At 56.6% G+C, this 500-nt stretch carries 1 protein-coding gene; it reads right to left on the bottom strand.

Annotation, left to right across the window (positions count from 1 at the left end; genetic code table 11):
* Positions 1-40: 40 nt before the first annotated feature.
* Positions 41-500: transposase (locus ACF8E5_RS11290; RefSeq protein ID WP_392475285.1), on the bottom strand; the 460-nt coding region annotated here is incomplete at its 5' end.

Genomic DNA, 500 nt, shown 5'->3' with positions numbered 1-500 from the left:
TTCGGGCCGATAACGGCCTGCCGCCAGGCGGGCCGTGCTTTTACCAGGTCGGCCTGATAAATCGGTCTCCGTACAGAATCGCAAATTGATTCATCGCGCTCTTCCAATCATGCGCCGCTGAACCCCAGTTCGCCGTGATTTTTCGTAGTCCAAGCCAGATCAGCTTGGTCGCCGCATCGTCGGTCGGGAAGTGACCACGGGTCTTGATGATCTTGCGTAGCTGAGAGTTGATGCTCTCGATAGCGTTGGTCGTGTAAATCACTTTCCGGATGGCTGGCGGGAAGACGAAGAAGGGAATCACTCGATCCCACGCCCGTCTCCAGGCAGCCACCACTGTTGGATACTGCTTGCCCCAAGGGCCGTTTTCAAAATCGTCCAGCGCCTGCTCAGCTGCCTCAGCGTTGATGGCCTGGTAGATCGGTTTTAGCGCCTTGGCCAACTCACGACGCTTATCCCAGGCCGCATAATCAAGGCTGTTGCGGATCAGATGAACGATGCAG

This window comes from Pseudomonas sp. WSY_20 (assembly GCF_043104335.1).
In the GTDB taxonomy this organism is placed as follows: Bacteria; Pseudomonadota; Gammaproteobacteria; order Pseudomonadales; family Pseudomonadaceae; genus Aquipseudomonas; species Aquipseudomonas parafulva_B.
The sequence above is the reverse complement of the archived record's forward strand: the minus strand, read 5'-3'. Positions and strand labels throughout refer to the sequence as shown.